Raw genomic sequence first — 26,516 nt, forward strand, 5'->3', positions numbered from 1 at the left:
TCTTTCGGTAAAAAACAACGTTACATTAGAATGACATCCAAGGGCATGAATTGCCTGATCCCGGGGTGGGATTACAGAGTTCCCGGGGGCTGGCCGTTGAGGCATTTGAGGTCGCCGATGTCCGATGGAATCCAGGTGGTGCCGGATCAGGCCAGCATCCTGATCGTGGATGACCTGCCCATCGTGCGCTTCTCCCTCCAGCGCATCCTCGGGAAGGCGGGCTACCGCTGCCGGGAGGCGGAGGATGTGCCCCACGCGCTGGCCGCCCTGGCGGAGGAGCCGGCCGACCTGGTGCTCTGCGACATCCAGATGCCCGGGGCCTCGGGGCTGGATTTGGTGAAGCTGCTCCGCCCGCGCATCCCGGACACGTCCGTGCTGATGGTCAGCTCCTCGGAGGATGCCGAGACGGCCATCGAGTGCCTCCAGCAGGGGGCTTTCGGCTACGTCTTGAAGCCCTTCCAGCCCCGGGAGATCCTCGTCCAGGTGAACGGCGCTCTCCGCCGCCGGATGCTGGAGATCGCCTTCCGGGACCGGGAGGCGCAGCTGGCCCAGAAGGTCCGCGAGCAGACCGAGGAGATCCGCAACTCCCGGGAGGAGATCGCCCTGCGGCTCATCGCCGCCAGCGAGCACCGGGACAACGAGACGGGCCAGCACGTGCGGCGCATCGGCCTCTTCGCAGCGGAGCTGGCCCGCCTGCTGGGCTGGGACGAGGACGGGGTCGAGACCATCCGCGCCGCGGCGCCCATGCACGACATCGGGAAGATCGGCGTCCCCGATGCCATCCTGCAGAAGCCCGCGTCCCTCACGGAGGAGGAGTGGGTGGTCATGAAGCGCCACACCCTCATGGGGGCCACCATCCTGAAGGGATCGACCGTCCCCTTCATCCAGATGGGCGCGCGGATCTCCGTGGGCCACCACGAGAAATGGGACGGGACCGGCTATCCCAAGGGGCTGGTGGGCGACCAGATCCCCATGGAGGCGCGGATCACCACCCTGGTGGACGTCTACGACGCCCTCAGCAACCGCCGACACTACAAGGATCCCTGGCCCGAAGACCAGGTGATCCAGCTCATCCGGAAGAACCGCGGCACCCATTTCGATCCGGCCCTGGTGGACCTGTTCCTGGCGAACCTGGACAGCTTCCGGGCCATCCTCCTGGCCCACCCCGACGAACCCCACGACGAGGACCCGGGGATCTGAGCGCCTGCCGGGGGGCCGTGTGGATCGGCCTGTGTTGGCACTCCTGGAGGCCAGGTGTCACACTGGGAGATTCAGGCAACGCCTCGATGACTGGGATCAGGCGCCGCATGATCCCGGTTGCCACCACCGCCTGCCGACCCAGGGTCGGGGTCATGGGATCCCATGGACATCAATCAACTTCTCCAGTCCCGGGCCAAGCGCCGCAACCTGCGCATGCTGGCGCACGGCCGCCGCATCCTCTTCCTGATGCTGCCGCTGGGCGCCTTCACGGGCTGGATCATGGGGCTCGCCGTGGCCGCCTACATTGGCCTGTCCGACCGGATCCAGCGCGACCTGACGCCGAACCACCTGATCGTGTTCCTGCCGCTGATCGGCTTGCCCCTGGCCACGACGATCCTGGCGCTGGGCGGCGTCGGCGAGGTGGGGCTGGCTGAGGACATCGAACTCTCCCACAAGGACCCCTACAAGGCGTTCCCCTTCTGGAAGACCCTCGTCAAGGTGGCCGCCTGCTTCGCCACGATCTTCCTCGGGGGCAGCGCGGGCCTCGAGGGGCCTGGCAAGTGGTTCGGCGCCGCCGTCGGCCTCCAGTGCCACCGCCTGGTCCGCTACCTCTCCCACCGCGTGAAGTTCATCCGCCGGCTGCTCATCGACGCCCACACCATGGTGGCCTGCGGCGCGGCCGGCGCCCTGGCCTCGGTGTTCCGGGCCCCCCTGAGCGCGGCGCTCTTCGCCGCCGAACACGACGGGACGGTCCGCACCCCCAACCTGGTGCCCACCCTGGTGGCCTCCGCCTCGGGGTACCTGGTGTTCGCCGCGATGGTGGGCCACAGCCCGCTGCTCGCCCTGACGCGACCCTACACCCTCAACTGGCACGAGATCTGGATGGCGCTGCCTCTGGGGCTGGCCTGCGGCCTGGGCTCCAGCTTCTTCAGCGCGGCCCAGGCCACCTTCCGCCGGCGCCTGGCCTGGATTCCGCTGCCCCTCCGTGGATTCGCGGGCGGGCTGGGCCTGGTCCTCCTCATGCTCCCCGGCCACCTGCTGCTTCCGGATGTGCCGGTGGTGCGAGGTGGGGGCGTGGAGCTCGTGAACCACCTGCTCACCGTGCCGCCCAGCCTCAGGCTCGCCCTCATCTTCCTGGGCGTGAAGGTTCTGGCCACGGCCCTGACCCTGGGCTGCGGGGGGATCGGCGGTACCTGGCTGCCGGCGGTGGCCATGGGAGCCTGTCTGGGATCGGCCTTCGACGCCTGGCTGCTGCCGTCCTATCCGGGCCTGCTCACCATGCTGGGAGCCACGGCCTTCGCGGGGGCCTTCAACGAGACCATGCTGGTCCCGGTGGTCTTCCTGGCGGAGACCACGGCCCAGGCCTCGCTGGTGGTGCCGGCCCTGGTGGCCACGACCGTGGCCTTCCTGGTCGCCCGGGAGTGGGACTGAACCAGGGCCATTCCCGTCCCTGCTTCCATGGCTGCGGCGCCCCTCCTGCCGGCGAAGCCGACGGGAGGAGCTTCAAGTCGCCTGCTGCGCGTCCCTGGCGCCGGGGGTGGCTCAGGGGGCCGGATCCAGGGGCTCCGCGGGGGCGGGGTGCCCCTTTCCCATGGTGTGCTGCCCCAGCATGATGGGGACCGCGGCCTTGAGCATGAGGGTGAACACCAGGAAGCCGGTGGCGAAGATCCCGGCCGCCACGAAGATCTCCGTGGTGGAGGGGCGGTACTCGTAGATCTCGCCCAGGGCGTCCGGGGTGAGGCCGGGGATGATGAGGCCCATGCCCTTCTCGATGTACACGCTGCTGTAGATCAGCACGCAGCCGAGGTTCAGGGTCACCCAGTTCGTCCGGGTCTTCGGGATGAGGAAGAGCAGGAAGGCCGCGAGGCCGCAGGCCACCGAGGCCCAGGCGTAGGGGACGAGGGTCGTGTGGCCCTTCAGCCCGAAGTAGAGGTACTGGCTGAACACCACGTGCTCGGTGTTGGAGTAGAACTCCTTGAAGGCCTCGGCCGCGGTGAGGAAGAGGTTGAAGCCCATGGTGTAGGCCATCAGCTCGGCCACCTTGAAGATGGCTTCGTCCTTGATGCGCAGGGGCGTGGTCTTCCGGAGGATCTGCAGGAGGATGAGCAGGATGGCCGGACCCGAGCAGAAGGCCGAAGCGAGGAACTTGGGCGCCAGGATGGCGCTGTTCCAGAAGGGGCGGGCGGCCAGGCCGTTGTAGAGGTAGGCCGTCACGGTGTGGATGCTCACGGCCATGGGAATGGAGAGCAGCACCAGGGGCAGGACCAGCTTCTTGATGTAGTGCTTTCCCGTGTAGGCGCAATAGAGCAGGTAGGTGACCACGAACCAGTTCAGGAGCAGGTAGGCGTTCAGCACCAGGACGTCCCAGGCCAGCATGGACTGGGGCCAGTTGAGGCGGCCCACCAGCGGCATGATGTGCCAGAAGCGGTCCGGCCGGCCGATGTCCACCATCACGAAGCCGAGGCACATGACCAGGGCGGCGATGGCCAGCATCTCGCCGAGGATGGTGATCTCCTTGATCGGCTCCCAGTCGTACACGTAGGCGGGGATGACCAGCATGATGGCGGCGGCGGCCACGCCCACCAGGAAGGTGAAGTTGCCGATGTAGAAGCCCCAGGAGACCTGGTCGCGCATGTGGGTGGCGATGAGGCCGTGGCGGAGCTGGTTGGCGTAGGCCAGGCCCCCGGCGGCCATGAGGACGAGGAGCACGGCGACCCAGATCCGGTAGGCCCGGTTGCCGCGGAAGACGAGCCGGACGGAATCCGCCAGGAAGCTTGCGAGGTTGCGCAGGATGTCCATGGCCCTAGACCCCGTAGAAGTAGAAGAAGTTGGGCTGGGTGTTCAGGTCCTCCTTGAGCTTGAACACGCGCTTGTTCTCGAGCACGTAGCGGATCTCGCTCTGGGGATCGAGGAGGTTCCCGAACTTGCGGGATCCGGTGGGACAGATCTCCACGCAGGCTGGATAGCGCCCCTTTCGAGTGCGCTGGATGCAGAAGGTGCACTTCTCCACCACCCCCTTGGGCCGGGGCCGGTTCCCCAGCAGGTGCGTGTCGGGATTCAGGTCCTCCACGGGCAGGTGGGGCTCGCCCCAGTTGAAGTGCCGCGCCCCGTAGGGGCAGGCGGCCATGCAGTAGCGGCAGCCGATGCACCAGTTGTAGTCCACCACCACGATCCCGTCCTTCTCCCGCCAGGTGGCGCCCACGGGGCAGGCCTTCACGCAGGGCGGCTTCTTGCACTGCTGGCACTGCACGGGCATGTAGAAGTGGCCCTCCTCGGGAACCTCCGGCGGATCGTAGTACTGGTCGGCGTGGCGCAGGTCCACGCCCTCCTCCTTGTCCAGCTGGAGCACCCGGATCCACTGGATCTGGGGGTCCCGGGACTGGTTGTTCTCCTGCACGCAGGCGTGGACGCAGCGCCGGCAGCCGATGCAACGGCTCAGGTCCAGGGCATAGCCGAAGATCACGCCGGGGAGCGGAGGCTCATTGCCGACATGCACCTCGCGCCCGAACTGCGCCTTGTACTCCCGCTCCAGGCGGGCGATCATCTCCTCCACTTCGGCCTTCGACAGCTCCCGGAAGTTGTGCTGGAGGAAGTCCTCCACATGGTCGTTGTTGCAGCCGACGAGGGCGCCGGCCACGGCTGCCACGGCCGTGCCGAGGAAGGCCCGGCGGCTGGTGCCGCTCCCGCAGCCTTCGCACCCGGCCGGGGATCCGGCGGACCTGGGGTCCTGGGTTTCGCTCATCGCGCACCTCCCTTCCAGGCCTGGATCCGGTCCGGCTTTACCGGCGGCGGCATCGGCTTCAGGGGCTTGAAGTGGGGAGAGTGGGGGTTGTGGCAGTTGACGCAGAGCAGGTACTGCTTCTGGCCGTTCCAGCTCCCGGTCCGCTTGCCGTGGACGCCCACCCGCCAGTCGCGGTACTTGTCCCCGTGGCACTGGCCGCACAGCCGGTAGGACACGGTGAAATCGATCTTCTCCCCGCTGACCAGATGGAGCTTGTCGCGGTCCTGGGCGTCGTGGCAGTCCAGGCACCAGCGGCTGGCCGGCCCGTGCTTGAGCACGATGTCGTCGTGCATGGCCGTGAGCGGGCGTGGCGTCGGATTCACCTTCATGCTCTTGCCGTCGTGGCAGGAGGTGCAGGGGAAGATCCCCTCGCTGAAGGGCGGCTTGGGCACCTGGATGCCCTCCGGCATGGACCCGTCTCCGCCCCGGGCCGGCGGGGCCTGGGCCCGGAGGGCGGGGGGCAGGAGACCCAGAAGCAGGCCCAGGCCCCAGGCCGGGAATCGGGATCGGGTGGCGAGGGATGGCACGGGGCCTCCTTCAGGATGGGGCCCCGCCTGAGGGGTGGGGCCAGCGGCGGGTCGTTGCGTTTGTTAGATGACGTGAGGGTGCTTTGAGTGGTGATGAGTCCCAATATGGCCGGGCCGGGACTGGAGGCCAGGGGCGGAGGGAGGATCTTCGTCACATGTTCCCTGGGGGCGGCGGATCCGCCTTGGGATGGGCCGCCTTGAGGAACCGCGGCGCGAGGATGAGCGCCGCCCCGTAGACCATGAAGGCCAGGAACCAGGTGAGGGGCCGCCCTCCGGGCAGGTCCTCGAAGAGGAACTTGAGCGCGGCCAGGGCCAGCAACGGGTAGACGAGCCAGCGAAGCTCGCTGGCGGGATGGCGGCGGCCGAGGGCCGCGAGGCCGATGGCGGCGGTCGAGAGGGCGCCCGTGCGGATGGCGGCCAGCAGTCCAGGGTCCGCTCCGCCGCGGGTCAGGCGGAAGAGGGCCCAGACGGCCAGGGCGCCGAGGCCGAGGATCGCCTGCATCCCCAGGAGCAGCGAGGGCACCCGGAACCGCCAGGAGAGGGGGCCGGCAGGACGCCTGGTCACCAGGAGCGCGTGGGCCGCGGCCAGGAAGGCGAGGAGCGCCAGGGCGGGCGCGGAGGGCCGCGCCAGCCCCGCGGCGGGTCCGAGGAAGGCGGCGACAGCCTGGGCCAGCAGCCCTGAGGCGAGGGCCCCGGCGGTGAGGGACACCGTTCCGTGGAGGACCAGCACGGTCCGGCGGAAGCGGAGTCCCAGAGCCGTGGCCGCCAGCCCCAGGAACCCGGCCGCGAGGGCGAAGGCCGCCCGGGGCAGGACGATGGGGCCCCCCAGCAGCAGGAACACGAGGGCGAGGGTGGTGAAGAAGCTGAAGTTCGCGCGGAGATCCTCCTGGTCCGCGAGGAAAGGGTAGGCCGCCGCGCCGCAGCCGATCCCGGCGACCAGCACCCCGCCACCCAGCAGTCCGGCTCCCGAGCCGGAGGCCAGGGCCACGCGGAGGGCACCTCCGAAGCCTGCGAGCAGGACCAGGGCCGTCTGGACCATCTCGAAGGTGTTCAGGGTGCGGCGACGCTGGAGCATCCGGGTCGCGAAGCTGCCGAGGTAGATGACGACGAGCCCCAGGGCCAGGGCCATGCTCCGTTCGGGCGACAGGCCACGATAGCCCTCCGGCGGGCCCCCCGGCCAGGCGGCGAGCACCGTGAGCACCAGGACAGCGAGATCCGCGGCGAGGGCAGCGGGCCACCGGAGGGCATGCCATCGGCGGCCATAGGTGAGCCACAGGGAACCTGCGCCGAGGGCGAGGAACAGGGCCACGAACCATTCGATGGACTGGGTGGCCACCATCAGGCCGAAGGCAGCGGCCAGGACCGAGAGGATGGCGACCCAGGCGATGGTGCGAAGGGACCGGATCCACGCCACGCCGATATGGAGGCAGGCCGCCAGAAGGAGGAGGAGGGCCGCGGCGGGGGCCCGCAGGATCGCGAAGGTGGTGGTGGACTCCCAGAGCAGGGGATAGGTGATCAGGATCGAGGCTAGGCCATAGAAGGCCGCGTGGAGCGTCGAGGTGGTGCGCCAGGCCACCAGTGCCCAGGTGATGGCGTACGCGAGGCCCAGGGCCATGCCGGCCGGACGCGCGACCGTCCCGCCGTCGGTGAGGGTCCGCAGGAGGAAGGCGCCGCCGAGGATGAGGCACACCTGGCCGACCATCCCCAGGACGGACGCCAGCGAACCGTGCTCCTCCCGGCCGGGCGCCGTGGCGTGGATCGCCTCCGGCGGCGCCAGGTCGGCGGGGCGCGGCGCGCCGCCATAGCCCTCCAGGCGCTGGACCCGGGCCTCGAGGCGATCCAGGGCCTGGGTCAGGTCCTCGATCCGCGCCTCCAGAGTCCTTCTCGACGGCGGGAGCATCGGGTTGGCTGATGGATCGCGAAGGGATGGGACCATGGATCTGGTCTCCCGCAGCGGGTTTCTTGATATAGAGGTGGAATGACGGCCTCCATGGCAGACCCACAGGTTTAGAGCGTCAAGTGGAATTATTCATTCCAATGGAGATATATGAGATACAATGATGCATCCAGGAGGGTTCCATGAGTCTTGACGCCTACCGCACCCTGGGACGATCGGGCCTGCGGGTGAGCCCCCTGTGCCTGGGCACCATGACCTTCGGCACCGAGTGGGGCTGGGGGGCCGATGTGGCCGAGAGCGAGGCCATCCTGGACCGCTACCTCGGCGCCGGCGGCAACTTCATCGATACGGCGAACATCTACACCAAGGGCCACAGCGAGGCGATCCTGGGCGACTGGTTCGCCAAGCGGGGCGGGCGCGACCGCGTGGTGCTGGCCACCAAGTTCTGCGGCAGCCTCTTCCCGGGCGACCCCAATGCCGGCGGCGCGGGCCGCAAGGCCATCCACCAGCAGCTGGAACAGAGCCTCCGGCGGCTGCGGACCGACCATGTGGACCTCTACTGGATGCACTTCGACGATCCGCACACCCCTTTTGACGAGACCCTCCGGGCCCTCGATGACCTGGTCCGGGACGGGAAGGTGCGCTACCTCGGCGTCTCCGATACCCCGGCGTGGAAAGTGGCCGCGGGGCAGGTGGAGGCCCGCCTGCGCGGCTGGACGCCCTTGGTGGCGCTGCAGATCGAATACTCCCTCGCGGAGCGCACCGTGGAGCACGACCTCCTGCCCATGGCCCAGGCCATGGGCCTGGGGGTCACGCCCTGGTCGCCGCTGAAAGGGGGCCTGCTGAGCGGCAAGTACGGCCGGCGCCGGCATCCCGAAGGCGAGGGCCGCCATGTGCCCGGCGTCTCGAAGCATCTCACCGAAGCCAACTACGCCATCATCGACGCCCTGGAGGCCGTGGCCGCGGAGGTCGGCACCGGCGTGGCCCAGGTGGCCCTGGCTTGGGTGCTGGCGCGGCCCGGCATCGCCAGCCCCATCCTCGGCGTGCGCACCCAGTCCCAGCTGGAGGCGAACCTGCAGGCCATGGCCGTGCGGCTGGATGCGGACCAGATGGCCCGGCTGGACGCCGCCAGCGCCCCGGCGCCCATCTTCCCCCACGGCTTCCTCCAGAACACCCGCCACGTCCAGCAGAGCGGGGCCACCGTGAACGGCGTGGCCTCCGATCCCTGGCCCCTCGCGCCGAAGTCGGACGACGAGCGGTGGTGAGGCTCCTCCTCGCCCTCTGTCTCGCCGCCTTCCTGGGCGCGGCGGACACCACCGTGGTCCTTGTGCGCCATGCGGAGCGCCAGTCCATCTGGGATGGCGACTCCCCCCTGGCGGCGGCGGGCCTCCGCCGCGCCCAGGCCCTCGTCCCGCAGCTGGCGGCCTTCCACCCGGCGGCCCTCTACACCTCGGACCTCCAGCGGACGCGCCAGACCCTCGCGCCCCTGGCGGCCCGCCTCGGCCTGGTTCCGGCGGCCTTCCCCAAGCACGGCTCCGCCGACCTGGCCGCAGCCATCCTCCGCGACCATCGGGGCGGGACCGTGGTGGTCTGCTGGCACCACGACCTCATGAAGAAGCTCGTCCGGGCCCTGGGGGTGAAGGGCCCCGTGCCCTACTGGTCCCTGGACAGCTACGACCCCCTCTGGATCGTGCGGGTGCCGGAGGCGGGCGAGGCCACCCTGGAGGTGGCACGCCAGGGGGCCCCGGCGGCGGGCGCTACAGCTGCGGGAGTGCCCGTTCCAGCCCATCGCTGAAGATCGCCTCCGGCGTCAGCAGGCTCAGCACCAGGTGCCCATCGCCCGGAAGGTCGAAGAAGGAGCCGGGGTGGGTCAGCACGCCGGTCTCCCGCAGGAGGCGCAGGGCGCAGGCATCATCCGCATCCAGGGCCGGGCGGCGGAGCAGCACGGACCAGCCCCCCTCCACTGGCAGCCGCGAGAGGTGGGGCCGGTCGGCGAGGGCCCGGTCCAGGGCCGCCAGGTTGGCGCGGAGGCGGGTCCGGACCTGGACCTGGATCCCGGGCGCCAGGGCCAGCAGGGCTGGGGCGGCGGCCTGGGCCGAAGCGGAGACGGAGAGATACTGGTCCGCCAGGAAGGCCAGGGCCTCCAGGTGGTCGGCGGCGCCGGGGCCCCGCACGGCGAGCCACCCCAGCTTCACCTGGGGCAGGGCGGCGATCTTGCTCAGGCCCGAGAGGAGGAACAGTGGACAGGGCGGGTCTGTGTCCTCCAGGGCCGTGGGAAGGGCGTCGGGCGGAGCCTCGAGGGAATAGTCCGCGAAGACCTCGTCCACCAGCAGGGCCAGGCCGCGCCGGGCACAGAGCTCCGTCAGGCCCGCCCACTCCGTTCTCGACAGGAAGTGTCCGGTGGGGTTGTTGGGGTTCACCACCACCACGGCCCGGGTGCGCCCGGAGGCCGCGGCGTCCAGGGCACCCAGATCCAGGTGCCAGCGCTCGTGGAAGTAGGAGGGCACGGCCCTGGCTTGCATCCCCTCCAGCCGGGCCAGCCAGTCGAAGAGGGGATAGCTGGGGCTGGGTACCAGCACCTCGTCGCCGGGGTCGCCCAGGAGCTTGAACAGCAGGGCATAGCCCTCGCTGGTGGAGGCCGTGAGGAGGAGGTCGTCCGCCCGCAAGTCCCGGCCGTGGAAGGCGGCCACGGCCTCCCGGGCCCGCCGCGAGCCCAGGGGATCCGGTGCGTAGCCCAGGACGGCGCGGTCCGCCAGCGCGGCGCGGATCTCCGCCTCGGGGTAGGCGAATCCGCAGGCGGTGGGGTTCGAGACGGTGAGATCCACCACCGGCAGGTGCGCGGCCCTGCGCTCCGACAACATGCGGGAAAGCGGATTCGGCTCGAAGCTGGCGGGAAGGCGGGCGGAGCGGTGCATGCCCTCCAGCATAGAGCGGGTGCAGCCCCTCAATGGCTCCGGCGGGGCGGGGGAGGCGGGAGGTGCACCCGCACCACCAGGACGGCGAAGGCGCAGGCGAGGATGCCGGGGACCACCAGGCCTGCCTGGCCCGTGGTCTCGGCGAGGAACACCACGGGCACCAGCAGGGTGCGGTGGCTGGCCCCGGCGAAGGCCACGGCGCCCAGCATGGTCATGAGGCCGGGATAGGCCGGCAGGAGCCAGAACCCGAGCGCGGATCCGAGGGCGGCGCCCATGGCCACGGTGCACAGCCACATGCCCCCCACGCCGCCGGCGGCCAGGGTGAGCGCCGTGGCCAGCAGCTTGAGGACCAGGAACAGGATCGCCTCGCCTGGCGCCGTGGGCGCGCGCAGAAGGGACACCACCAGGTCCAGCCCCCCGCGCTGGGTGATGGCGAGGTCGTGGAAAAGGACATGACCCGGGGTCGCCAGGAGGGCGAGTCCCAGGCCCCCGGCGATCCCCCGGCCCCAGAGGGGGAGCGGGGCGAGGAGCGACCGGAGCCCATCCCGTACCGTGAGGAAGAGCCCGGCGCCCAGCCCGCAGGCCAGGCCGAGCGGAATGGCGGTGAGCAGCTCCCGGACATTCAGGACGTAGGGGCCTTCGAGGGGCAGGAGGGGCCGGGACCCGGCCAGGGCCACGAACACGGCGTAGCCCGCGGCGGCGGCCACCACGGCAGGGAACAGCTCATCCGACCGGAGATCCCCGTCGTGCTCGGCGGCGAAGAGGGCCCCCGAGAGCGGGGCGCGGAAGACGACCGCGACCGCCGCGGCGGCTCCCGCGGTCACCGTGGGCAGGGGCTGTCCCTTCAGGCGGCGGAGGAGGCGGACGCGGCGGGAGAGCGCCCGCAGGCCACGGTGGAACTGGACGCCCAGGGCAGCTCCCAGCCATTTGGCGGGACCCTCCAGGCCCGTGCTGCCGCCCAGTCCGATGGTGAGGCCGCACCCCACGACCTTCCCCAGGGACTTCCAGAAGGGGAAGGCCTCGAAGGGGCTGTGCTTGGCAAGGTCGAGATCCTCGAACAGGGAGACCTCGCCGATGCGGGTCCAGGTGAGCCAGAGGGTGCAGAGGACCAGGGCGGAGAAGGGCAGGATCAGCCGGAGGGGGTTGTGGCCGTACCGGAGGACCAGGTGCGCCACCGCCGCATCCAGGGCGAGCACCACCAGGCTCATGGCGAGTCCCACCGCGGCGCCCAGGGGCAGGATGGAGAGGAGGATCCGCCGGGCATGGGCGAAGAGCCGGAGGTGCCTGGCGCGCGAGGACAGATGGAGGGAAGCCGGTCGGGCGATCGTCATGATGAATATTGGAACACAAATGATTTGAGGTCCTATTAAAATGGCAGGATGGACCGGACCGAGAACATCGAGCGCATCTTCCAGGATCTCCGGCGGGTGGTGCATGCCCTGGAGCTCTACTCCAAGGATGTGAATGCACGGTTCGGCCTGACGGCGCCCCAGCTCTGGGCCCTCTGGGAGCTGGAGCGCGGAGGGGGGATGACGCTCGGGACCCTGGCCCGGGCCCTGCAGCTCCATCCGTCCACCGTGGTGGGCGTGCTCGACCGGCTGGTGGACAAGGACCTCGCCAGCCGGGAGCCGGATCCCCAGGACCGCCGCCGGATCCGCATCCGGATCCTCCCGAAGGGACGGGCCCTGCTCAAGCGTGCGCCCCATCCGGCCCAGGGCCGGCTCGTCCACGGCCTCCAGGCCATGAGCGAGTCGCAGGTGACGAGCCTGCGCCGGGCCCTGGCCACCCTCGTCCGCGTCATGGAGGCCGAGGACCTGGAGGCCCGATTCTTCTTCTCGGAGGACTGACCCCGGTTCCCGGGGCCCTCCGGTGGGATAATGGGCGGAACCCCGGAGGCTCCCATGGCGAAGACACCCAAGGTGGCGGTGCTGCTGGCCGGCTGCGGCCACCTGGACGGCGCGGAGGTGCGCGAGGCCGTCCTCACCCTGCTGGCCCTGGACCAGCACGGGGCCTCCTTCCAGTGCATCGCCCCCAACGCGGACCAGCATCATGTCGTCAACCACGTCACGGGGGAACCTGTGCCCGGGGCGCGGCGCAACATCCTGGAGGAAGCCTGCCGGATCGCGCGGGTGGGGCAGTGCCTCGACCTTGCCCAGGCGAAGGCCGGCGACTACGACGCGCTGGTGATGCCGGGCGGCTACGGGGTGGCGAAGAACCACTGCAGCTTCGCCTTCAAGGGGGCGGAGGCCGAGGTGCGCCCCGACGTGGCGGCCTTCGTCCGGGCCTTCTTCGAGGGCTCGAAGCCCGTCGGCGCCATCTGCATCGCCCCGGCCCTGGTGGCCCTGGCCCTGTCCGGCCGGGAATCGGCGGAGCTCACCCTGGGCAGCGACGCCGGCTGTGCCGCCGCCGTGGAGAAGCTCGGCCAGCACCACCGGAACACGCCCAGCGCCCGCGAAATCGTCGTCGACGAGGCCCACAAGCTGATCACCACGCCTGCCTACATGTTCGACGATGCGCGGCTGTCCGACGTGTGGACCGGGATCGAACGGTGCGTCTCGGAGGTCCTGAAGCGCTGCTAACCCTCCCGCCGCGGATGCACCAGCCGCCGCAGGGCGGGCGTCACGGTGCGACTGGCGGCCAGGATGCGGGCCTCCTCGTCCAGGACCTTGATCCAGGGGACCGCGTGCCCGAGGGCCAGGCCGGAGTCGGGCAGGCCCAGGCTCCGGTCCAGGGCCCGCAGCACCTGTTCGGCCACGGGGCCGGTCTCCCGCCAGCGCGAGGCGGCCAGGGCATCGGCCTGCACCGGGCGGAGGGGCGGCTGGATGAGCGCCACCAACTGGTCCAGCCCCAGCTTCGGGTGCTGGAGGAAGGCCGCGAGGACGCCCTCCGTGGGCGTGCGCCACACCAGTCCCCAGAGCGGTCGGGGGGCGTGCAGGGCGAGGCTGCGGCGCTCTCCCTGGGTCATGCCGGTCCAGAGCTGCAGGAGCTTCTCGGTGGCCTGCTGCCGGGCCTGGGGGTGGGCCGCGGCGTCGCCCGCCACCGCGGCCAGGGCCCGCCAGGGGAGGCGGGCCAGGAGCTGGGACCGGAGGTGGGCCGTGGCCCTCGGATGCTGGGCGATCCAGCGCAGCAGGAGGGGCCGCTTCCTCAGCTCCGGGAGCTCCGCCGCCTGCTCCAGCCAGCCGCGGGGCGGATCGGGGTGCCGGAGCAGGCGGAGGAACCTCGGCCACGGCAGATCGGGCGGCAGGGCCCAGGGAATCGGAGCGGGTCGTGACACCGGAACAGTGTAGGGAGTCCGCGCCCTGGACCGGGAGGTGGGGCCCCAGACCGGTTTTGCGCCACACTAGGGCCATGTCGTCCGAATTCTCCATCCTGGGCCGGGGCCGCGCGGGCCGCGCGCTGGCTTCTGCCTGGGGCCCGCGGGCCCCGCTGCTCCCCCACACCGCCCGCCCGGAGGGCCTGGTGCTGCTGGCGGTGCCGGACCGGGCCGTGGCGGAGCTGGCTGCGGCCTTCCCGGGCCGCTGCGTCCACCTGTCCGGGAGCCTCCACCTGGAAGGCGTGCCCTGTGCGCATCCCCTGACCAGCTTCGACGGGGAGGCCCGCGACTGGTCGGGCACGCCCCTGGCCCTCTCGGGCGATGTGCCGGAGGGGATCCGCCGGGCCTTCGCGGACCTGGGCTTCGCGGCCTTCGAGCTTCCGCCGGACCTCAAGCCCCTCTACCACGCCGCCGCGGTGCTGACGTCGGGCCACGCGGCCACCCTCTGGCTGGGGGCCGAAGCCCTGCTCCGCGAGCGGGGCGTGGTGTTGCCGGGCCGCGGCCTGTGGCCCCTGGCGGAGGCCACCCTGCACAACCTGGAACGCCACGGCGCCGGAGGGCGCACGGGCCCCTTCGTCCGCGGGGATGAGGCCACCATCGCCAGGGACGCCGCGGCCCTGCCCGAGGCCTGGCGGGAGCTCTTCCTGGGCCTTGGCCGCCTCGGCTGAACCTTCCGGAGTCCCGTGATCCAGCTCACCCTCGTCTCCATCCTGTGGGCCCTCTCCTTCGGCCTCACGGCCCAGGTGGCCGACCTGGGCACGCCCTTCGTGACGGCCGTGAGGACGGTGATCGCAGCCCTGGTGTTCCTGCCCTTCCTGGATGCCCGGGGCCTGGGCCGGCGCCGGGTCCTGGCCTTCGCGGGCATCGGGGCCCTCCAGTTCGGGCTGATGTACCTGCTCTACATCGCTGCCTTCCGCTGGCTCCACTCCGCGGAAGTGGCCCTGTTCACCATCTTCACGCCCCTGTTCGTCACCCTGGTGGATGGCGTGCTGGAGCGCCGCCTCCGCTGGCGGTTCCTGGCGGCTGCGATCCTGGCCGTGGCCGGGACGGCCCTCTGCGTCTGGACGCGCCTGGGCCGGCGGGGACTGCTGCTGGGCTTCCTGGTGATGCAGGGGGCGAACCTCTGCTTCGCCCTGGGCCAGGTGCTCTACCGGCGGCTGGCTCCCGCCACGGGCAAGCGGGACCGGGACCTCATGGGCCTCCTCTACCTGGGTGCCTCCGTGGTGGCCGTGGCCCTGGCGGCGCCGTCGGTGCCCTGGGCCAGCGTGGCCGGCCTGCACCTCCGCCAGTGGGCCGTGCTGCTCTACCTGGGCGCGGTGGCCTCCGGACTGGGATTCTTCCTGTTCAATGCGGGGGCCCGAAAGACGGACATCGGCACCCTGGCCGCCTTCAACAACCTCAAGATCCCCCTGGCCATCCTGGCCTCGGCCCTGGTCTTCCACGAAGCCGTGGACTGGATGCGGCTGGTGATCGGGGGGACCGTCCTCGCCCTCGCCCTGGGCCTGAACGGGGCCGGAGGTCCGCCATGAACGCTTTCACGCCGCCCCTCCCCCTTCGCGCGGAGACACCTGCGGCCTGGGCCGAGGCCGCCCTGGCGGACCCCGAGGCCCTGCTGTCCGACCACGCCCACTGCGAGAAGAAGGCGGCCCTCTCCGCCCTCACCCTGGCCCAGGCCTTCGGCGACCAGCCCCGGGCCTCGGTGCTGCTCGCGCGACTGGCAGAGGAGGAGATGGGCCACTTCCGGCGGGTGCTGGAGGCGCTCCAGGGCTTCGGGTGGACCCTGCGGCCCGACGGGGGCAACGCCTACGCCCAGGCCCTGCACCGGCTGGCGGGGAAGGGCCTGCTGGACCGGCTGCTCATCGCGGCCCTCATCGAGGCGCGGAGCTGCGAGCGCCTCTGGCTGCTGGAACAGGCGGCCGCCGGGCACCCCGTGCTGGGGGCGGCCCCCTGGCTGGCCTTCCTGCTCGAGCTGGAGCGCTGCGAGGCCGGCCACGCCCTCAGCTACCGCGGGCTCGCGGAGGAGCGCTTCGGGGACCAGGCCCGGGCCCGGCTGGACTGGTGGCTGGACCGGGAGGCGGAGGTGGTCCGGGCCCTCCCCTGGCGCTCCGTGGTGCACTGACCGCGGAGACCGGAGGTTGGCTCCGGGTAGGTCAGTTCGTGGCATCCTGGGACATTCCACCGAGGCATCCCATGTCCTCCCTCCCCGACCACGGACTCAAGGAAATGACACCGGTCTTCGGCCCGGAGGTCCTGGGCGCCTGCAAGGGCGGCAGCTTCTACGAGGCGCTCGAATGCCTGAGCCAGAACGGGGACCTGAAGGCCCGGCTCCTGCTGGCGGCCCTCTCCCACTTCGCCGCCAAGGGCTATGACGGGGTGCAGGTGCGGGAAGTGGCCGAGGACGCCGGCGTGTCCAAACCCACGCTCTACTATCACTTCGGCAGCAAGGAAGGCCTGTTCCGCCAGCTCTGCCTCGTCTCCCTGGCCAGCACCTCCGCCCGCATCGAGGCCATGGTGGCCCCCTTCCTGGAGGCCCCCATCAAGGGGCAGAAGGCCATCGAGGAGGCCAGCCTGGCCCTTTCCCGCGCCTACCTGGACCTGCTCATGGAGAACCAGGAGTTCACGGGGTTCATCCTCCGCTCCATCGCCGTGCCCTCCCCGGACTCGGGGTTCCGGGACCTGATGCCCCTGGTGGAGAAGGGGCTCAGCCCCCTCGGCCTCTTCGTGAACCATGCCTTCGGCATCGCCCTGGAGCAGGCCCGGAAGGAGGTCCTGCTCTTCACCTCCCTGTTCGGCTCCCTGCTCGAGGAGAAGCTGCGGCACCCCGAGTACCAGATCACGGATGCGGAGATCCGATGGGCGGTGCGGCGCTGGCTGCACGGCATCCAGGGATGAGCGCGAGGATGGGCCGATCGATGACGCCGATCCGGGCCACGCTCCGGCCCCTGGACCTGGCCCAGCACCTGTTCGAGGTGGAGCTGGCGCTGCCGGCGGAAGCCGTGGCGGAAGGGGCGGTGGCCGCCCTGCCGGCCTGGACGCCGGGTTCCTACCTGGTCCGGGACTACGCGCGGTTCGTGGACCGGGTGCGGGGCGAGGATGCCACGGGCCGCGAGGAGCCGCTGGAGAAGCTGGACAAGCAGCGCTGGCGGATCCCACCCGCCAAGCGGGGGCTGACGCTCCGCTACCGGGTGTACGGGAACGACCTCACGGTGCGCACCAACCACCTGGACGCCAGCCACGCGCAGATCATCCCCGCCGCCACCTTCCTCTACCTGGAAGGCCAGCTGGCGCGGCCCATCGAGGTCCGCTTCCAGGGCTTCCCGAAGGCCTGGAAGGTGGCCACGGCGCTGCCGGAGGGCACGGCAGGCTACCTGGCGAAGGACTTCGACACCCTGGTGGATTCCCCCTTCGAGCTGGGAACCTTCCGGGCGCGGAAGTTCACGGCCGGCGGCACGACCTTCGAGCTGGTGTTCACGGGCGAGCACAACGGGGACGAGGACCGCATGGCCGAGGCCACCCGGAAGATCGTGGCGTCCGCCGGCGCCATCTTCGGCGGGTTCCCCTTCAAACGGTACGTGTTCTTCCTCACCTTCACCCCCCGGGTGCGCGGCGGGCTGGAGCACCGGGACTGCACCAGCCTCATCGCCGACAGCCATGGCTTCGACCGGCCGGAGGGCTACTACGGCCTCTACCAGCTCATTGCCCACGAGTTCTTCCACGCCTGGAACGTCAAGCGCCTCCACGATCCCGCCCTGGGCCCCTTCGACTACAGCCGCGAGAACCCCACCCGGATGCTCTGGTTCCACGAGGGGCTCACCTCCTACATGGAGCACGTGATCGTCCTGCGGGCGGGCGTGGTGCCCTGGAGCCACACGGCGAAGGAGCTGGCGAAGTGCTGGAGCGAGCAGGTGCAGCGGCCGGGCCGCCTGGAGCAGAGCCTGGAGGAGGCCAGCTGGGACGCCTGGATCCGCTTCTACAAGCAGCACGAGTTCAGCCCCAACAGTTCCATCAGCTACTATGACAAGGGCGAAATGGTGGCCTGGCTCATGGACGCGGCGATCCGCGAGGGGAGCCGCGGCAAGGCCGGCCTGCCGGACCTCTTCGCCCTGCTCTGGGCGCGCCACGGCGAGCGGGGGCTCACGGACGCCGATGTGCGGCGCGCCTACCGGGAGCTCTCCGGACGCAACCCGGCGCTCTTCTGGAACGCCTACATCTCAGGCCGGGTCGAGCTGGACGGCGCGTCCCTCGTGCGGGCCTTCGGGCTGCGGATGGAGGCCCGGGCGCCCTGGGAGGCCCTCTCTCCCGAAGACCAGAAGGATCCCCAGCTCCTGCGCCGGACCAGGGCCTGGACTGGGCTGGTGCTGGGTCCAGGTCCCTCCGCCACGGTGCAGAACGTCATTCCCGGAAGTCCCGCGGCGACGGCGGGGTTGAGCTTCGGGATGGAGATCCTGGCCGTGGACGGCTGGCGCACGGCCACCCCGGGCGAGGCCCAGCGCCTGCTGTCGGCCCCTGGGCCCGGCGGACGGGTGCGGGTCCTGGCGGCGGACCGGGGCCGCATCCTGGAGGTGGAGGTGCCCGTGGCGGAGAGTCCCGAGCGCACCCATCGTCTCGTGACCGAGACACGGGCCAACGCGGCCCAGCGCGCCACCTTCGCCGCCGCCTACGGGCAGCCCTTCCCGCGAGCCGCCGCCCGGCGCGGCAGGGCGACCGCGTGAGCGGCGGGGACGGTCGTCCGCGAATCGCAGCCATCATCGCCGCCCACGACGAGGGTGGCCACATCGGTGCGGTGCTGCGGGGGCTTCGCCCCTACGGATTGCACCGCATCCTCGTGGTGGACGACGGCTCCTCCGACGGCACGGGGTCCCTCGCCGCGGCGGAAGGCGCCGAGGTGCTGCGGCTCGAGCCGGGGCAGGGCGGAGGCAAGGGCCAGGCCCTGCGGGCCGGCATCGCCCGGCTGAAGGCGGATGATTTCGACTACTACCTGTTCCTGGACGGCGACGGCCAGCACGATCCCGCCGACCTGAAGGGCTTCCTGGATCACCTGGCCGCCCATCCGCGGACGGACTTCCTGATCGGCTCGCGCTTCCTGGACCGGGCCCGGATCCCGGCCCGGCGATGGCGCACCAACGCGCTGGGGACCTGGACCCTCGGCCGCATCGCGGGCGTGACGTGGGAGGACACCCAGAGCGGGTTCCGCATGATCCGGAAGAAGGTCCTCGACCGCCTCGACCTCAAGGCCACCGGGTTCGCCATCGAGATGGAGATCGCCATGAAGGCCGCCGACTGGAACCTGGCCTGGGCGCACATCCCCATCCAGGCGATCTACCACGGCGGCGGGAGCCACTTCAGGGGGGCGCTGGATACCTGGCTCATCGCGAAGTTCTCGCTCCGCTGTTGAGCTGGCTTCAACCCGTGCGGGCCTGGTCACCTGGCGCTGCCCCGCAGCGCCAGGCTCGGTCCCGGAACGGGTTGACCTGGCTCATCGCGAAGTTCTCGCTCCGCTGCTGAGCTGGCTTCACGGCCGGGGCGGTTCGGACAGGAGCCGGGACAGGGTCTGCCGGAGGGTCTCCAGGCTGTAGGGTTTCTCCAGGGTGGCCACCCTGGCGTGCCGGGAGGGGAGGGCGGCGATCTCGGGCTCCCGGTAGCCGCTGGCGAGGAGGACGGGGAGGGTGGGCCACTCGGCCCGGATCCGGTCGAGGGTCTCGAGGCCCGAGAGCTGGGGCATGTTCTGGTCGAGGATCACGAGCTCGACGGTGGGTGGGGCCTTGAGCCGTTCCAGGGCCTGGAGGCCGTCCTCGGCGGTCTCCACGGCGAGCCCCATGTCCTTGAGCAGCGGCGGGAGGGTGAGGCGGATGAGCTCGTCGTCGTCCACGAGGAGCACGCGGAGCGGCGGCAACGCGCCCGCGGAGGCCTGGGACTGGGAGGCTTCCCGGGGGACGATCGCCGGCGGAGGGAACCGGAGGTGGACGGTGGTGCCCTGGCCCACCTCGCTCCGGATCTCCAGCGTGCCACCGTGGGCCTTCATGGTCCCGTAGACCGTCGCGAGGCCCAGGCCGGTGCCCTTGCCCACCGGTTTGGTGGTGAAGAAGGGGTCCAGGGCGCGGGCCAGCACTTCGGGGGGCATGCCGGTGCCGTTGTCCTCCACGCTCAGTTCCACGCCACCGGTGGAAAGGGCGCGGGTCCTCAGGGTGATCCGTCCCCCGCGGGGCATGGCGTCCAGGGCGTTCAGGCTGAGATTGATGATCGCATTGCCGATCTCGGAGGCCTGCCCCATGACCACCGGCAGGGGATCGGCGAGGTCGGTGACCCATTCGGCCTTTCGCAGGGTGGTCCGTTCCAGGAGCTCCCGCTGCTCCCGTACCAGGGCATTGAGATCCAGCGGCTCGGCCTTCTCGATCTGCTTTCGCGCGAACTGCGTGAGCTTCCGGACGAGATCCGCGCCGCGGGTGCAGGCCTTCCGGATGAGGTCGAAGGACTGGGCCGCGGGATCGGAGGGAGTCAGCCGCTCCAGCTGCAGCTCGGACAGGTTCATCATCACCGCCAGGATGTTGTTCATGTCGTGCGCCACACCGCCGGCGAGGCTGCCCAGGCTGTCGAGGCGCCGGAAGTGCTGCACCTCCGCCTCGAGGCGGCGGCGCTCCTCCTCCGCCTGCACCTGGTCGGTGATGTCCTGGACGGTGCCCACGGAACGGAGGGCCCTCCCGTCGGGATCGAAGTGCGTCTCGCACCGCTCGTGCACGTGCTTGACGCGGCCATCCGGCATCAGCAGGCGGTGGACGATGTCGTAGGGCTTCCGGTCGACCAGGGAGCCGCGGTAGGCCCGGTCCACCCGCTCCCGGTCTTCGGGATGGATGGCGTCCAGGAAGGCCTCGTAGGAGGCCCCGAAGGCCGCAGGGTCGAGCTCGAAGATGTGGTAGATCTCCTCCGACCAGGTGAGGGTGCCTTCCACCAGATCCAGGTCCCAGTTCCCCAGGCGGGCGATGCGCTGGGCATCCGCCAGGCTGGACTGGCTGCTCCGGAGGGCGCGCTCGGCCTTCAGGCGCCGGGTGACGTCCGTCAGGGTGGACCGGCTGTAGAGGTAGGTGCCATCCGGGTTCTTGATGGCGGTGGCATTCGCCAGCACCGAGAGCAGGCTGCCGTCCTTGCGCACCATGTCAAATTCGAGGTCGTGGACCCACCCCCGGCGGATGAAGTCCGGGAAGTTCTCCAGGAACACATGGCGGCTGGCCGGGGTCACGAGGTCCAGGAAGGTCATCCTCCCCACGACCTCCTCCCGGGCGTAGCCGAGCCAGTTGAGTTCGGTGTCGTTGATGCGGAGGAAGGTGCCGTCCGGTCCCAGGGAGTGGTAGCCGCAGGGCGCGTTCTGGTAGAGGTCCTCCAGTTCAGCGAGGGTCTGCTTGAGCCTGATCTTCGCCTCCTGCCGCTCCGTGATGTCGACCAAGGCCACGAGGATGCGCCGGATGCCGCCCGTCAGGTCGACCTCCGGGAAGGCGTCCAGCAGGGTCCACCGGGAAGGGGTGCCGTCCCCCTTGCGGAATCCGAGCACCTGGCCCCGGATGGACGTGCGTTCCCGGAGAACCCTTGCCACGGGGAACTCACCGGCTTCGAGGATCTGGCCGTCCTCCTGGAAGAGGGCCACGCCGAGCTCCTGCAGCGTCCTGCCCTCGATCTGTTCCAGGGGCAGGCCGAGGAGGGCCAGGGCGGCGGGATTGGCGTACTCGAGGGCCCCGTCCAGGCGGTGGGACAGCACGGCCACGGTGAGGTGCTCCATGAGGTCGTGGAGGAAGCGCTCGCGGCCCTGCAGGTCGCGCACCCGGTGGTCCAGCTCCCGTGTGAGGCGGTCGAAGGCGCGGCCCAGCTCGCTGAGCTCGTCGCGACGGGAGGGAATGTCGGAGTGGTTGGGGTCCGTCTCCCGGGCGAGGGCCACCAGGCGATCGAGACCGGCCGAAAGGCGCCGGGACACGAGGAGGGAGACCATGGCCCCCAGCACCAGCGCCAGGGCGGTGAACGCGGCCCCGTCGCGCACGAGGGCCCGGAGGCTGGCTGTCGTGGCCTCCTGGCCGAGGCCGACCCGGACCCATCCGACGGCCCGCCCTTCGGCCAGGATGGGCGCCCCCACGTCGATCAGCCGGTCCGTCCGGATGAGGGTGGTCGGCCGGGCGGGGCCTGCCAGGAAGGTCCGGCTGCCCTCATCCGAGAGGTACTGCCCCACGAGGGAGGGATCGGTGTGGGCCAGCACGCGACCCTCCGGCGTGAGGATCATGGCATAGCGGAGATCCGGATAGGCCGCCAGCGGTCGGAGGAGGTCCACCATGCCCTGGATGTCGGATTCCAGGAATTCGGAGAGGTTGCTCGCTGCCAGGGCCTGGGCGAGGACGCTGGCCCGGTCCTCGCTCTGCCTCAGGAGCCCTGACCGCTGCTGGAGGGCGACCCGGGAGATGAACAGCACCATGGCCAGACCCAGGGACAGGGCCGTTCCGGCCAGGAGACGGTGACGGAAGGCACGCGGCCAGAGGTGCCGCGGCCGGGATCTGGAGAGGCCATCTCGGGTCACGTCGGCTCCTAGCCGTCCATGGGGCGGACCTTCGCATTGAAGCGTTTCATGAAGACCTGGACCGGAGCATAGGTCTCGGCGGTGGCGGGTTCGAACCGGGAGAGGGGGATCCGGTCGAGCAGGCGCCGTCCCTCGGGATCCCGGTGGAGGGCGAAGAGGACCCGTTCGACCTGGCCGGCCACGTTCCCGGGCACATCATTCCGGACCACGAGTCCGTTGTTGGGCAGGGTTCCGGTCCGCCACTTGACGACGAGCGCCGCGGCCTCCTGGGGGTGCTCCTCGATGAATTTCAGCCAAGGCACCGGCCAGGTGGCGCCTGCATCCGTGAGGCGGAGGTACACGTTCATGATCACGGATTCCTGGGTCCCGACGTAGACGCTGCGGGTGTCCCGGGCCACGTCCAGGCCGTGGGTCTGGAGGAAGTACTGGGGCATCATCGTGGCCGCGAGGGCGGTCGAGGCCGGGTAGCCGATGGACCTGCCCTTCAGGTCCTGGACCGAGCCGATGCCGCTGTCACGGCGTACCAGGATGATCCCCCGGAAGTGGTGGTCGTCCCCCATCTTCCCGAAGATGCGGTAGCCGGCGGCCTGGCACCGGATCGTCTGATAGGGATTGGGCAGGGCGAAGTGGACCTTGCGGGCGGCCAGCTTCTCCTCGAAGGCGTGATAGTCCTTCGAGGCCTCGAGACGGATCCGGAGGTCCGGGCACTCAACCCGGATGCGATCGAGGATCGGTCCGTAGACGGCGAACAGGCGCGCGGGGTTGTGCAGGGGATGCACGGCGAAGACATACTCCGGCCGCGGGTCCACCGGGTCCCGGCTGTAGCGGGGACCGTCCTCCCCGGAGCCGGAGCGGGCGCAGGCCATCATCATGCCCAGGAGCAGGCCGGCCAGTCGGTGTCGCAAGGGCTGCGGGTGTCCCATGCCTGGCTCCGGATCGGATGGAACCAGCCAAAGGATAGGGCCGGGATTCCGGCCGGACCATGCACCGGATCCGGGATGGTCCGGCTCCCGGGGTTCCTGCTAGCGTCTCCCCATGGTGAATCCGCTGGACTGGGACCTTGGCAACGTGCCCCCGGGCATCGCCTGGGGAGGCGTGGACGAGGCCGGTCGCGGGGCCTGGGCCGGGCCCGTGGTGGCGGCCTGCGCGGTGCTGGACGCGGAGTCGGTCCACAAGTGGGGTCACGTGCTCCGTGCCGTCCGGGACAGCAAGCAGCTGACGCCGGAGCGGCGGGAAGTCCTGGCCCGGGAGCTGAAGTCGGTGCTTCCGGCCTGGGCCGTGGCCGAGGTGGACGCCCTGGCCATCGACCGGGAGAACATCCTCGAGGCCACCCTCATGGCCATGCGCCAGGCGGTGTCCGACCTCCCGACCCGCCCCCGCCTCCTCCTGGTGGACGGGAACCGGGCCCCCCGCACCGGGCTTCCGGAGCGGCTTGTGGTGGACGGCGACGCGGTGAGCTGCGCCATCGGTGCCGCCAGCATCCTGGCCAAGGCCCACCGGGATGCGCTCATGGTGGGCCTGGAGGAACAGCACCCCGGCTACGGCTTCGGCCAGCACAAGGGCTACGGCACCGCCCTCCACCGCGCCCGCATCAGGGAGCTGGGGGTCTCACCCGTCCACCGCATCAGCTACGCGCCGGTGGCGGCCCTCCAGACCGTGGACGAGGACCTGCGGGACACCCTGCGCCGCAGCCTCGAGGCCTGCGCCTCCGTGGCGGAGCTGCAGGGCTGGGTGGCCACGGCCCTGCGTCCGTCCTACGGGCGCCTGAAGCTGGTGTGGGTAGAGACCCTCCGCCGGCGGTATGCGGAACGTCTGGCCCAGGTGGCCGCGGCCGAGGGCCTGGCGTGAAGGGGGTGGACGTGGCCCTCGCGGTGATCTGGCGAGGGGGCCGCCTGTTCCTCCAGCGGCGGGAACCGACGGGAGCCGTGCTGCCCGGCCGGTGGGAACTCCCGGGCGGGAAGGTGGAGGCGGCCGAGACCCCCGAGACGGCCCTGCGGCGGGAACTCCGGGAGGAAGTGGCCCTGGCGGTGGAGGCCCTGCACGGCCTCCCGGTCCTGGAGCACATCTATCCGGACCTGATGGTCCGTCTACATCCCTTCCAGGTGCGGGCCCAGGGTGAGCCCCGCACGCCCCTGGCCTGGGGATGGTTCACCCTGGAGGAGGCGCTCCGGCTGCCGCTCCCCGAGGCGAATGTCCCGCTGCTCAAGGGCCTGCGAGCTCCCGCGGGGGATGGCCCGGAATGATCTGATAGTCTGGTCCGGCCCCAAGGCCCGGAGACGTCATGACGCGAGCCCTGTTTCGGATTCTCTTCAGCGCCCTTGCCGCCCTCGCCGGACTGGGACTTTCCGCCCAGCAGACGGAGGTGGTGCTGAGCGCCACCAGCGGATCCAAGCTGGTGCTGGCGGTGGCGCCACCGAAAGTCACGGGCCTCGACGAGGCCAGCGCAGCCCGGGACTTCACGGACGTCCTCCAGCGCGACCTCGATGAGACCGGCGTGTTCGGGCTCCTCAAGGAGAAGCTGCCGACGGCCACGGATCCCGCCAGCTACAAGGCCTGGAAGGAGGCCGGAGCCCAGTGGCTCCTGACCACCCGGCTCACCAAGGCTCCCGGTGGAGAAGTCCAGCTCGAGGCGTCGGCCATCGACACGAACGCTGAGAAGGTCGTGTTCACGAAGCCCTACAAGGCGGATCGGCTCGTGCCCCTGCGCCGGCTGGCCCACGCGCTCTCCGACGATCTCGTCTTCCAGCTCACTGGCGTCCGGGGCGTCGCCTCCAGCCGGATCGTCTTCGTGCGGCAGCTCTCCCCGGGGGTGAAGGAGATCTTCCAGGTGGATCGGGACGGCGCCAACGTGCTCCAGCTCACCCGGAACGGGAGCCTGTCCCTGTCGCCGAGCGTGGCTTCGGACGGACGGCTGGCCTACGTGACCTACAAGGGCGGCGCACCGGCGATCTGGGGCCAGCGCACGGCGGGCGGCGCCCAGGTGAAGCTCTACGAGGCGGCGGGTGGCGGCATGGTCTCCAGCCCCGACTGGTCGCCGGACGGCAAGCGCCTCGCCTTCGTGCAGGGCGACCGTCGCGGCAACACGGACATCATGGTGCTGGATCTGGCCACCGGGCACGTGCGGCGGCTCACGGACGGATCCGGCATCAACACGGAACCCAGCTGGAACCCCGATGGCACCCAGATCGCCTTCACCTCGGACCGGGAGGGCGGGCCCCAGGTCTTCCTCATGCAGAGCGACGGCTCGAACCTCCGACGCCTGACGAACGAGGGAACCTACAACGCCAGCCCCGCATGGAGTCCCAATGGGGCGATGATCGCCTATGTCTCGCGTTTTGAGGGAAAGTTCGATCTTTTCATCTACAAATTAGGGGAAGGAAAGGCCTATCAGATCACCACCGGCGTCAACACCTCGGAATCGCCTGCTTGGTCGCCTGACGAGCGCCGATTGGTGTTCACCAGCAACCGGTTCGGTTCCATGCAGCTCTTCACCACCGACCTCTCGGGTCGGCAGGTGGTCCGCCTTTCCGACCTCACCAACTGCCAGAGTCCCGCGTGGACCCGGGCTCGCTGAGATTTTTTTCTCCAAATTTCGTTCTCCGTCATTTTTCAAGTTGCTACTCTCATACACCGGAGGAAACACCATGCGCCCTTCCCGTCTCATCCCGATCGCCACGCTGGCCCTGCTGATGGGCACCGTCGCCTGCCAGAAGCCGGCCCCGGCCCCCACCGGCCCCACCCAGGCGGAGCTCGACGCGGCTAAGAAGGCTGCTGACGAGGAAGCCGCCCGCAAGGCCGCCGCCGAAGCCGCTGCCAAGAAGGCCGCCGAGGAGGCCGCCGCCAAGAAGGCCGCCGAGGAGGCTGCCGCCAAGAAGGCCGCCGAGGAGGCCGCCGCCGCCGCCTTCAAGGCCGCCGCCGACAAGGCCCTCGTGAACATCCACTTCGACTTCGACAAGTCCGACATCAAGGAGGCCGACCGGGCCCTCCTGCAGGGCATCGCGGACTTCATGAAGGCCTACCCCCAGGCCAAGGTCGAGATCCAGGGCCACTGCGACGAGCGGGGCACCAACGAGTACAACCTGGCCCTCGGCAACCGCCGTGCCGCCGCCGCGCTGGCCTACCTGAAGACCCTCGGCGTGGACGAGGCCCGCTTCACCACCATCAGCTTCGGCAAGGAGAAGCCCCTCTGCACCGAGGCCAAGGAGGCCTGCTGGAGCCAGAACCGCCGCGACGAGTTCCACCTCAAGTAGGACGCGTTCCATCCGGGCAAAGCGGGGACTTCGGTCCCCGCTTTTTCGTCTAGGATGGAAGCATCACGATCCAGGAGCGCCC

At 70.5% G+C, this 26,516-nt stretch carries 25 protein-coding genes; 16 read left to right on the forward strand and 9 right to left on the reverse strand.

Features of this window, described 5'->3' with window-relative positions; genetic code table 11:
- Window positions 1–117 precede the first annotated feature (117 nt).
- Window positions 118–1,200 (forward strand): HD domain-containing phosphohydrolase, encoded by a 1,083-nt coding sequence (locus QSJ33_RS00605; protein WP_285722101.1) that lies wholly within the window; start codon window positions 118–120, stop codon window positions 1,198–1,200.
- Window positions 1,201–1,362: 162 nt separating this feature from the next.
- Entirely contained in the window at window positions 1,363–2,631 is a 1,269-nt protein-coding gene (locus QSJ33_RS00610; RefSeq protein ID WP_285722102.1) for a chloride channel protein, read from the forward strand.
- A 111-nt stretch (window positions 2,632–2,742) separates the two neighbouring features.
- On the opposite strand, the gene dsrP is transcribed toward QSJ33_RS00610, so the two are convergent.
- The 4 genes from dsrP to QSJ33_RS00630 form a co-directional block, all read right to left on the reverse strand.
- Complete coding sequence (gene dsrP / locus QSJ33_RS00615; RefSeq protein WP_285722104.1) at window positions 2,743–3,999, reverse strand: sulfate reduction electron transfer complex DsrMKJOP subunit DsrP; 1,257 nt, start codon at window positions 3,997–3,999, stop codon at window positions 2,743–2,745.
- Between the two features lie 4 nt (window positions 4,000–4,003).
- Entirely contained in the window at window positions 4,004–4,942 is a 939-nt protein-coding gene (locus QSJ33_RS00620) for a 4Fe-4S dicluster domain-containing protein (RefSeq protein ID WP_285722106.1), read from the reverse strand.
- Complete coding sequence (locus QSJ33_RS00625) at window positions 4,939–5,508, reverse strand: cytochrome c3 family protein (RefSeq protein WP_285722108.1); 570 nt, start codon at window positions 5,506–5,508, stop codon at window positions 4,939–4,941. The genes QSJ33_RS00620 and QSJ33_RS00625 overlap by 4 nt, the downstream gene beginning before the upstream one ends.
- 151 nt (window positions 5,509–5,659) lie before the next feature.
- On the reverse strand, window positions 5,660–7,444 hold the full coding sequence (locus tag QSJ33_RS00630) for a hypothetical protein (RefSeq protein ID WP_285722109.1): 1,785 nt from the start codon (window positions 7,442–7,444) through the stop codon (window positions 5,660–5,662).
- Window positions 7,445–7,587: 143 nt separating this feature from the next.
- Between QSJ33_RS00630 and QSJ33_RS00635 the strand changes: the two genes are divergently transcribed.
- Window positions 7,588–8,670 (forward strand): aldo/keto reductase, encoded by a 1,083-nt coding sequence (locus QSJ33_RS00635; protein WP_285722110.1) that lies wholly within the window; start codon window positions 7,588–7,590, stop codon window positions 8,668–8,670.
- The gene (locus QSJ33_RS00640) at window positions 8,667–9,200 is read left to right on the forward strand and encodes a histidine phosphatase family protein (protein WP_285722111.1); all 534 of its coding nucleotides are present in this window, start codon (window positions 8,667–8,669) and stop codon (window positions 9,198–9,200) included. Before QSJ33_RS00635 ends, QSJ33_RS00640 begins: the two co-directional genes overlap by 4 nt.
- Here the strand turns inward: QSJ33_RS00640 and QSJ33_RS00645 are convergent.
- Together QSJ33_RS00645 and QSJ33_RS00650 are read right to left on the reverse strand one after the other, a co-directional pair.
- Window positions 9,163–10,320 carry a pyridoxal phosphate-dependent aminotransferase gene (locus tag QSJ33_RS00645; protein ID WP_285722112.1) on the reverse strand — a complete coding sequence of 386 codons (1,158 nt, stop codon included), beginning with the start codon at window positions 10,318–10,320 and terminating at the stop codon, window positions 9,163–9,165. The genes QSJ33_RS00640 and QSJ33_RS00645 overlap by 38 nt on opposite strands.
- Before the next feature lie 29 nt (window positions 10,321–10,349).
- Window positions 10,350–11,651 (reverse strand): chloride channel protein, encoded by a 1,302-nt coding sequence (locus tag QSJ33_RS00650; protein WP_285722115.1) that lies wholly within the window; start codon window positions 11,649–11,651, stop codon window positions 10,350–10,352.
- 48 nt (window positions 11,652–11,699) lie between these two features.
- On the opposite strand from QSJ33_RS00650, the gene QSJ33_RS00655 reads away from it, so the two are divergent.
- Both QSJ33_RS00655 and elbB read left to right on the forward strand, forming a co-directional pair.
- Window positions 11,700–12,167, forward strand: coding sequence for a MarR family winged helix-turn-helix transcriptional regulator (locus tag QSJ33_RS00655; protein WP_285722116.1), 468 nt, complete (start codon window positions 11,700–11,702; stop codon window positions 12,165–12,167).
- Window positions 12,168–12,221: 54 nt separating this feature from the next.
- On the forward strand, window positions 12,222–12,899 hold the full coding sequence (elbB, locus tag QSJ33_RS00660) for an isoprenoid biosynthesis glyoxalase ElbB (protein WP_285722117.1): 678 nt from the start codon (window positions 12,222–12,224) through the stop codon (window positions 12,897–12,899).
- On the opposite strand, the gene QSJ33_RS00665 is transcribed toward elbB, so the two are convergent.
- A complete protein-coding gene (locus QSJ33_RS00665) occupies window positions 12,896–13,594 on the reverse strand; it encodes a hypothetical protein (protein ID WP_285722118.1) in 699 nt (232 codons plus the stop codon). The two genes, elbB and QSJ33_RS00665, sit on opposite strands and share 4 nt — an antisense overlap.
- A 74-nt stretch (window positions 13,595–13,668) precedes the next feature.
- Here QSJ33_RS00665 and QSJ33_RS00670 point away from each other — a divergent pair, with 74 nt between their 5' ends.
- The 6 genes from QSJ33_RS00670 (at window position 13,669) to QSJ33_RS00695 (ending at window position 19,028) form a co-directional block, all read left to right on the forward strand.
- Complete coding sequence (locus QSJ33_RS00670) at window positions 13,669–14,301, forward strand: DUF2520 domain-containing protein (protein WP_285722120.1); 633 nt, start codon at window positions 13,669–13,671, stop codon at window positions 14,299–14,301.
- Between the two features lie 15 nt (window positions 14,302–14,316).
- Entirely contained in the window at window positions 14,317–15,162 is an 846-nt protein-coding gene (locus QSJ33_RS00675) for an EamA family transporter (protein ID WP_285722121.1), read from the forward strand.
- Window positions 15,159–15,752 carry a tRNA isopentenyl-2-thiomethyl-A-37 hydroxylase MiaE gene (miaE, locus tag QSJ33_RS00680; RefSeq protein ID WP_285722123.1) on the forward strand — a complete coding sequence of 198 codons (594 nt, stop codon included), beginning with the start codon at window positions 15,159–15,161 and terminating at the stop codon, window positions 15,750–15,752. The genes QSJ33_RS00675 and miaE overlap by 4 nt, the downstream gene beginning before the upstream one ends.
- Before the next feature lie 71 nt (window positions 15,753–15,823).
- Window positions 15,824–16,525, forward strand: a complete 702-nt coding sequence (locus tag QSJ33_RS00685) for a TetR/AcrR family transcriptional regulator (protein WP_285722125.1) — start codon at window positions 15,824–15,826, stop codon at window positions 16,523–16,525.
- 20 nt (window positions 16,526–16,545) lie between these two features.
- On the forward strand, window positions 16,546–18,345 hold the full coding sequence (locus QSJ33_RS00690) for a M61 family metallopeptidase (RefSeq protein ID WP_285722126.1): 1,800 nt from the start codon (window positions 16,546–16,548) through the stop codon (window positions 18,343–18,345).
- Window positions 18,342–19,028, forward strand: coding sequence for a glycosyltransferase family 2 protein (locus tag QSJ33_RS00695; RefSeq protein WP_285722127.1), 687 nt, complete (start codon window positions 18,342–18,344; stop codon window positions 19,026–19,028). Before QSJ33_RS00690 ends, QSJ33_RS00695 begins: the two co-directional genes overlap by 4 nt.
- Before the next feature lie 117 nt (window positions 19,029–19,145).
- Here QSJ33_RS00695 and QSJ33_RS00700 read toward each other — a convergent pair whose 3' ends face one another.
- Both QSJ33_RS00700 and QSJ33_RS00705 read right to left on the reverse strand, forming a co-directional pair.
- Window positions 19,146–22,184 carry a PAS domain S-box protein gene (locus QSJ33_RS00700; protein WP_285722128.1) on the reverse strand — a complete coding sequence of 1,013 codons (3,039 nt, stop codon included), beginning with the start codon at window positions 22,182–22,184 and terminating at the stop codon, window positions 19,146–19,148.
- 8 nt (window positions 22,185–22,192) lie between these two features.
- Window positions 22,193–23,107 (reverse strand): phosphate/phosphite/phosphonate ABC transporter substrate-binding protein, encoded by a 915-nt coding sequence (locus QSJ33_RS00705; RefSeq protein ID WP_285722130.1) that lies wholly within the window; start codon window positions 23,105–23,107, stop codon window positions 22,193–22,195.
- 112 nt (window positions 23,108–23,219) lie between these two features.
- On the opposite strand from QSJ33_RS00705, the gene QSJ33_RS00710 reads away from it, so the two are divergent.
- The 4 genes from QSJ33_RS00710 (at window position 23,220) to pal (ending at window position 26,434) form a co-directional block, all read left to right on the forward strand.
- The gene (locus QSJ33_RS00710; protein WP_285722132.1) at window positions 23,220–24,032 is read left to right on the forward strand and encodes a ribonuclease HII; all 813 of its coding nucleotides are present in this window, start codon (window positions 23,220–23,222) and stop codon (window positions 24,030–24,032) included.
- On the forward strand, window positions 24,029–24,427 hold the full coding sequence (locus QSJ33_RS00715; RefSeq protein ID WP_285722134.1) for a (deoxy)nucleoside triphosphate pyrophosphohydrolase: 399 nt from the start codon (window positions 24,029–24,031) through the stop codon (window positions 24,425–24,427). Before QSJ33_RS00710 ends, QSJ33_RS00715 begins: the two co-directional genes overlap by 4 nt.
- Before the next feature lie 38 nt (window positions 24,428–24,465).
- The gene (locus QSJ33_RS00720; RefSeq protein ID WP_285722135.1) at window positions 24,466–25,758 is read left to right on the forward strand and encodes a hypothetical protein; all 1,293 of its coding nucleotides are present in this window, start codon (window positions 24,466–24,468) and stop codon (window positions 25,756–25,758) included.
- Window positions 25,759–25,828: 70 nt separating this feature from the next.
- Window positions 25,829–26,434 carry a peptidoglycan-associated lipoprotein Pal gene (gene pal, locus QSJ33_RS00725; RefSeq protein WP_285722137.1) on the forward strand — a complete coding sequence of 202 codons (606 nt, stop codon included), beginning with the start codon at window positions 25,829–25,831 and terminating at the stop codon, window positions 26,432–26,434.
- Window positions 26,435–26,516 lie beyond the last annotated feature (82 nt).

The sequence above is a fragment of the Geothrix rubra genome (assembly GCF_030268065.1).
Taxonomy (GTDB): domain Bacteria; phylum Acidobacteriota; class Holophagae; order Holophagales; family Holophagaceae; genus Geothrix; species Geothrix rubra.